Below are 527 nucleotides of genomic sequence, written 5' to 3' on the forward strand. Positions count from 1 at the left end.
TGACTGGGGTGAAGTCGTAACAAGGTAGCCGTAGGGGAACCTGCGGCTGGATCACCTCCTTAATCGACGACATCAGCTGCTCCATAAGCTCCCACACGAATTGCTTGATTCATTGAAGAAGACGATAGAAGCAGCTTTAAGCTCCAAGCTGATAGCTCTTAGCTAATCAGTTACGCGCTCGAAATTGGGTCTGTAGCTCAGTTGGTTAGAGCGCACCCCTGATAAGGGTGAGGTCGGCAGTTCGAATCTGCCCAGACCCACCAATTTTGTTATGGGGCCATAGCTCAGCTGGGAGAGCGCCTGCCTTGCACGCAGGAGGTCAACGGTTCGATCCCGTTTGGCTCCACCATTAACTGCTTCTGCTCGTTAGAGTTTAGAAATGAATATTCTGAAGTGAATATTGATTTCTAGTCTTTGATTAGATCGTTCTTTAAAAATTTGGGTATGTGATAGAAAGATAGACTGAACGTTACTTTCACTGGTAACGAATCAGGCTAAGGTAAAATTTGTGAGTTCTCTTAGTTGAG

Annotated in this window: 2 tRNA genes and 1 rRNA gene; all 3 read left to right on the top strand. The window is 46.1% G+C overall.

The window, feature by feature from the left end:
* Positions 1-62: ribosomal RNA gene (locus JBE38_RS27535) — 16S ribosomal RNA — on the top strand; the annotation flags it as partial.
* A 124-nt stretch (positions 63-186) separates the two neighbouring features.
* A tRNA-Ile gene (locus JBE38_RS27540) sits at positions 187-263 on the top strand.
* A 10-nt stretch (positions 264-273) separates the two neighbouring features.
* Positions 274-349 (top strand) — tRNA-Ala (locus JBE38_RS27545).
* Positions 350-527: the final 178 nt, after the last annotated feature.

The sequence above is a fragment of the Pseudomonas sp. ICBG1301 genome (assembly GCF_016918385.1).
In the GTDB taxonomy this organism is placed as follows: Bacteria; Pseudomonadota; Gammaproteobacteria; order Pseudomonadales; family Pseudomonadaceae; genus Aquipseudomonas; species Aquipseudomonas palleroniana.